6 protein-coding genes are annotated in these 6,002 nt (G+C 60.6%); 3 read left to right on the forward strand and 3 right to left on the reverse strand.

Annotation, left to right across the window (positions count from 1 at the left end; translation table 11 throughout):
- Positions 1 to 11 precede the first annotated feature (11 nt).
- Genes asd through BVK86_RS15925 form a run of 3 tightly spaced genes read right to left on the reverse strand, consistent with a single transcriptional unit; the run spans position 12 to position 3,288 of the window.
- The gene (asd, locus tag BVK86_RS15915) at positions 12 to 872 is read right to left on the reverse strand and encodes an archaetidylserine decarboxylase (protein WP_075947327.1); all 861 of its coding nucleotides are present in this window, start codon (positions 870 to 872) and stop codon (positions 12 to 14) included.
- 18 nt (positions 873 to 890) lie between these two features.
- Positions 891 to 1,706 carry a rhodanese-like domain-containing protein gene (locus BVK86_RS15920; RefSeq protein ID WP_075947328.1) on the reverse strand — a complete coding sequence of 272 codons (816 nt, stop codon included), beginning with the start codon at positions 1,704 to 1,706 and terminating at the stop codon, positions 891 to 893.
- A gap of 43 nt (positions 1,707 to 1,749) precedes the next feature.
- Positions 1,750 to 3,288 carry an HDOD domain-containing protein gene (locus tag BVK86_RS15925; protein WP_075947329.1) on the reverse strand — a complete coding sequence of 513 codons (1,539 nt, stop codon included), beginning with the start codon at positions 3,286 to 3,288 and terminating at the stop codon, positions 1,750 to 1,752.
- Positions 3,289 to 3,454: 166 nt separating this feature from the next.
- Between BVK86_RS15925 and motA the strand changes: the two genes are divergently transcribed.
- From motA to BVK86_RS15940, 3 genes are all read left to right on the forward strand, one after another.
- A complete protein-coding gene (motA, locus tag BVK86_RS15930) occupies positions 3,455 to 4,306 on the forward strand; it encodes a flagellar motor stator protein MotA (protein WP_075947330.1) in 852 nt (283 codons plus the stop codon).
- Between the two features lie 3 nt (positions 4,307 to 4,309).
- Entirely contained in the window at positions 4,310 to 5,338 is a 1,029-nt protein-coding gene (gene motB / locus BVK86_RS15935) for a flagellar motor protein MotB (protein WP_075947331.1), read from the forward strand.
- Between the two features lie 258 nt (positions 5,339 to 5,596).
- Positions 5,597 to 6,002 (forward strand): contractile injection system protein, VgrG/Pvc8 family (locus BVK86_RS15940; RefSeq protein WP_425272399.1); only part of this gene is annotated, 406 nt, incomplete at its 3' end.

Genomic DNA, 6,002 nt, shown 5'->3' on the forward strand with positions numbered 1-6,002 from the left:
ACAGGGTATCTTTAAACTTTCGGTGAGCCCATACCCTGGCCCATTTGCACGGCCACGCCGGCAGTCATGTCTTCAGCCCATTTCACCTGATCCGGCCCGAACAGCACGACAGCGGTCGAACCCAGCTTGAAGCGACCCAGCTCCGCACCTTTTTCCAGGTGGATCGGCGCACGTGCGGCTTCGTCGTAGCGGAAGGTTTTCAGCTCGCGTTTCGGCGGCGTAACCAGGCCGGCCCATACGGTTTCGATCGACGCAACGATCATCGCGCCCACCAGAACCACGGCCATCGGCCCGCGCTCGGTGTCGAAAATGCACGCTACACGCTCGTTGCGGGCGAACAGTTCCGGTACGTTTTCAGCGGTGGACTGGTTCACCGAAAACAGGCGACCCGGGATGTAGACCATTTCGCGCAGGGTGCCGGCCAGCGGCATGTGCACACGGTGGTAGTCTTTCGGCGACAGGTAAATAGTCGCGAAATCACCGCCCATGAACGGCGCAGCATTGGCCGCGTCGCCACCCAGCAGTTCCAGCACGCTGAAACTGTGGCCCTTGGCCTGGAACACGCGACCGTGTTCGATCGGGCCGAGTTGGCTGATCGCGCCGTCGGCCGGGCTGAGGATCGCGCCCGGAGTTTCATCGAGCGGGCGGGCGCCGTCTTTCAAGGCGCGGGTGAAGAAATCGTTGAAATGCTCATAGGCGGTCAGGTCTTCGACCAGTGCCTGGGACATGTCCACCTGATAGCGCTTGGCGAACCAGGCGGTAAAGGCATTCTTGAACCAGCGAACGCGGCATTCGGCGATGCAGCCGGCCAGTCGCGAGAGCAAGTGATGGGGCAGCAGGTACTGGCTGAGGATAAACAAACGCTCTTTCATTGGGTGTCCTTAAAAACCTTAAAGCTCGACAGGCGTGTCAGGGTGATTGCCCCATTCGCCCCAGGAACCGGCGTAGCCTTTGACCCGCGGATAACCGAGGGACTTGGCCACCAGATAAGTGAAGCCCGACCGGTGATGGGTCTGGCAGTGGGTAATGATTTCTTTGTCCGGCGTGATGCCGAGTTTTTCGAGGATCTGCGGCATGTCAGTGCGAATACGCAACTGGCGCGCCTGATCCATGCCCGCCGTCCATTCGAAGTTGACCGCGCCGGGGATATGCCCGGCCTTGGCCGCGAGCACTTTCTCACCGGAATACTCCAGCGGTCCGCGGGCATCCCAGATTGCCAGGTCAGCGGCGCCGAGACGGCTTTGCAGGTACTCGCGAGTAGCGGTGGGTTCGTCGTGCAACGTCAGGGCAACCGGGCCGCCCACGGCTGGCGGGATCTGGATCGACATCGGCAGGCCTTCAGCCAGCCAGGCCGACAGGCCGCCGTCTATATAGTGGTACTTGCGGTGGCCGATGACATCCAGCAGCCAGATAAAGCGACCGGCCCAACCGCCGCCTTCGTCGTCATACACCACGTAGACCGCGTCGGGGTTATGGCCCAGTTCACCGAACAACGCTTCCAGCGCCGCTTGCGGCGGCATCAGGCCCGGCGCAGGTGCCTGACCGAGTTGAGTGCGCTTGGGGTCGACAAAACGCGCACCGGGAATGTGCCCTTCGGTGTAGCGGGCACTGCTGGTCAGGTCCACCAGAATCAGTTCGCGGGCGTCGAGGCGAGGGAGCAAGTCGCTCGGCTCGATCACCAGCGGCAAGCCAGAGAAGTCAGACATGTGAGGTCTCCAGGGCACAAAAAGGGAAGATTGTAACGCAGCCTCACTGGCCGCGGTGGCTAAAGCTGTGCAGGGCTTTCTCGATGCATTGCGCAGTTTTGCCAAAGGCTTGTACGGTAATTTCCGAAAAGGGTCCGCCGCCCTGATCCGCCACGACAATCATGATCACCCGGCCATTGTTGACCAGTGAACGCAGCATCAGGTGTTCGCCGCTGAACTGTGAGCGCAGGCTGTTGGGCAGCAGGGCGGAAAATTGTGCGTTGTTGTCAGGTGTCAGGCGCACCTGGGCTTGTTGCGCGAGCAGTCGTTGCAGGACGCTGCTCTGACTGACCACGAAGTTCAGCGCGGCCGCTTCTTTCGGCAACCCGGCGGTCTGGTGCACCCGCAGGTTGGCGTGGGTGCGATCGGCCATCAGGATCATTACCCGGCGCATGCCGCACGCGACCAGCGCGTCACGGGCCGAGGTGGTCAGGTGCATGGCGTTGGTGAAACGACTCGGCTCGACCAGCAGTTCGGCACATTGCCGGCGCCACTTGGCCAGGTCTTCAGCGGTCGGCGCCGGGGCCGGAAGCAGTCCGGCGTGAACGCGGTTCGTGCCCCACGGCCAGAGCAACGCAACGGCCGGGTGCCAGAGGTCGGGCATGGCGTGATGGCGGGCGCTGTTGGCGGCCTGCTGGTGCAATTGTTGTTGCACCTCATCCATGGGTATTTGCAGGTAGAGGCTGGTGAGGTACTGCCAGCGCTCGCTGTGCGGGCTGTCCCAGGCCTGTTGCGCCGAGAGCGCCAGCCCGTTGGCCAGCAGCACCGTGTTGGCCGGCTGGTTGAGCCAGCGGCGCAAGGTCGGATCGTCATCGAGGCGATTTTGCTGGCGCAACGGATGTTCGCTGTCGCGGGCGATGCGCAGGACTTTGACCAGTTCCCGCTGCTCGGTGAGCAACAGTTTATAGCCTTGTTGCACCCAGATCGGCAGGCGCCAGGCATCTACCAGGGCCAGGCCGATCTCCAGCAGCCGTGCACCAAACAACTGCTTTTCGACGTTGCGCGCCGACTCACCTTTATGGATGACCCGCAGTTCCCACGCTTCGAGCAGTTGCGGGTGGGTCAGTGCCAGCGGCCAAAGCGGCGACAGAAACAGCAGGCTGCCCCAATGAATGTCCTGCCACAGGCGTGCGAGGCGACTGGCGAAAAAACCGTTGGCCTGTTGCGTCGCGTGCTGGCTGATCATCTGCAGATGACGCAACGCCTTGGGAATCTCGGCCATGGGCATGGCGGGCAAGCGTTCGAGCAATGCTTCGGTGCGTTTCAAGCCGAGGCGATTGATCGCCACCTCCAGGTTTTCCGCGGGCTCGGTCATGCCGCCGTGGGTGTGGCGGTTGGCTTCGCGGATCACGCTCAAGGCCAGGGCCGGGCTTTCCTGCATCAAGTCGGCGATGTCACGCAGGGAGCTGCGACTGTCGCGCAGTGCCCGGCAGACACGGTCGTGACTGGCCTGCGGAACCGGCAGGCGCACGCCATCCAGAAGCTTGACCCAGCCTTGGAGAGTGGTTGGTTTTGCGGTCGGGACGTTCGTTTCGTTAACCATGTCTGGAGGCGATCATCGTCTGCATTACCTACGCCCGGAATGGGTCAAATTGGCTTTTCGCCTGAACTGGCTATAGTCTGGCGCAGTTTTGCCGATAAGTAGAAGAAGAGATTTTTTAACTTCCGAATATGACCTTGAACCCGACTCAGTAAGTGCTCTCCTACCTATGGCTAAAATAATCGGCATCATCGTCGTATTCGCGAGCGTGCTCGGCGGATACGTGCTCTCCCACGGCAAAATTGCCGCCCTGATCCAGCCTTTCGAAGTGCTGATCATCGGTGGTGCGGCCCTCGGTGCATTCCTGCAGGCCAACCCCGGCTACATGACCATGCACGTGCTCAAGAAGTCCCTGAGCATGTTCGGTTCGCGTTTCACCCATGGTTTCTACCTTGAAGTGCTCGGTCTGATTTACGAGATCCTCAACAAAAGTCGTCGCGAAGGCATGATGGCCATCGAAGGCGACATCGAAGATGCCGCCGCGAGCCCGATCTTCGCCAAGTACCCGACGGTCCTCAAAGACGAGCGCATGACCGCGTTCGTTTGCGATTATCTGCGCATAATGTCCTCCGGCAACATGGCTCCCCACGAGCTGGAAGGCCTGTTCGACATGGAGCTGTACAGCCTCAAGGAAGACCTCGAGCACCCGTCCCACGCGGTGAACGGGATTGCCGACGGCATGCCCGGCTTCGGTATTGTTGCCGCCGTACTGGGTATTGTGGTGACCATGGCCTCCCTGGGCGAAGGCGACCAGGCGTCCATCGGCCTGCACGTGGGGGCGGCACTGGTGGGTACCTTCTTCGGTATTCTGGCTGCCTACGGTTTCTTCGGCCCGCTGGCCCACTCCCTGGCCCACGATGCCAAGGAAGAACTGAACGTCTACGAAGCTATCAAGGCTTCGCTGGTCGCTTCGGCTTCCGGCATGCCGCCATCGCTGGCCGTGGAGTTCGGGCGCAAGGTTCTGTACCCGGCTCACCGTCCTAGCTTCGCCGAGCTGGAACAAGCGGTTCGCGGTCGCTAAGAAATGGAAAATAACCAGCCGATAATCATCAAGCGCGTCAAGCGCATCGCCGGTGGGCATCACGGGGGCGCCTGGAAAATCGCCTTCGCCGACTTCGCCACGGCGATGATGGCGTTCTTCCTGGTGTTGTGGCTGCTGTCCACGGCAACGCCGGAACAGAAAATCGCCATCGCCGGTTACTTCAAGGATCCGATCGGTTTTTCTGAAAGCGGCACGCCGTACATCATCGACCTGGGCGGTACGCCGACCCTGGCGCCGGAAAACACCCTCAACCCCGAGGTGAAGTCCCAGCCGCAGCCGGACAAGGTGACGGTCGACGCCGAACAGGTCGAAGGCATGGCCGAAATGGTCGAGAAGGAACGCCTGGAACTGTTGCTGCAGGAACTGCAGAACAAGGTCGAAGAGAACCCGCAGCTGCAGAAATTCAAAGACCAGATCATGTTCGAAATCACCCCGGACGGCTTGCGCATCCAGATCGTGGACGCGGAAAACCGGCCGATGTTTGACTCCGGCAGTGCGCGGCTGAAACCGTACTTCGAAGACATCCTGCTGGCCATGGCTGACACCATCAAAGCGGTGCCGAACAAGATCAGCATCAGCGGCCACACCGACGCCAAGCCGTACAGCGGCACTGGTGATTTCGGTAACTGGGAACTCTCGGCCAACCGTGCCAATGCCGCTCGCCGCGCCTTGGTGGCGGGCAGCTATCCGGATACTCAAGTGGCGCGGGTGGTCGGTTATGCCTCGTCGGCCCTGTTCGACCGCGAGCACCCGTTCAACCCGGTCAACCGTCGCATTGACATCGTGGTGCTGACCAAGAAAGCCCAGCTTGCCATTGAAGGTTCGCAAGGTGCGGAGTCTGCACCCGATGCCTCGCAAAGTTCGGGTGCGCCCGGTGAGGCCCCGGCCACACCTGTCGACCCGAACGCCTTGCCGGCGGACAAGGAACCGCTACCGGCCCACGAACTTCGCGAGCGCCTGAACCTGTTTGATGATCCTGCGCCGAAACCGGCTGAAGCGCCCAAGCCGTGATGTCGAGTCCTGAACAGGTCTACGCCTGTTTCAGGACTCGCCCCCAGTACCCACGTATCTAGCGTCGCCCCCCCCTCAAACTTTCAGAGCCACCCAGTCGATCGCGATTGTGCGGACAAATCTGCATCTAAAAAAGGAAGCCTCCTACATACAAGCTGTTTCATAAGCGACTTAATTGCCACCTTCGGGTTTCGCCAGGCGCATGGATGTGCAAGTCCTGGGATGACCACGGTTGCTTATGCCGCAGGAAGCTTGTTAATGGAACTAACAAAAATATTTTCGCCACAGAACCGGCGTTTGATCAAATTCACCTCCCCGATCGCAAGCCAGCAGGAGCTGTTGCTCGAGCGATTCTCCGGCTCGGAGGGTTTGTCGACTTTATTCAGTTTCGAGTTGTCACTGATCAGTCAGGATGCTCGCCTGGAACTCAAGTCACTGATAGGGCAGCCGGCGTCACTCGACATTGAATTGGCGAGCGGCGAGTCGCGTTACATTCACGGTTTTATCAGCCGATTCAGCTTGCAGAAAAGTGACGGCGGCCTGGCCTGCTATTCGGCCACCTTGAGCCCCTGGCTGTGGATGCTGTCGCGTCGTTTCGATTCGCGGATCTTTCAAGACCAGACCATCGAGGACATCCTGCGCACGGTGTTCGCCCACTATGGCG

Source organism: Pseudomonas reinekei, assembly GCF_001945365.1.
GTDB classification, from domain to species: domain Bacteria; phylum Pseudomonadota; class Gammaproteobacteria; order Pseudomonadales; family Pseudomonadaceae; genus Aquipseudomonas; species Aquipseudomonas reinekei.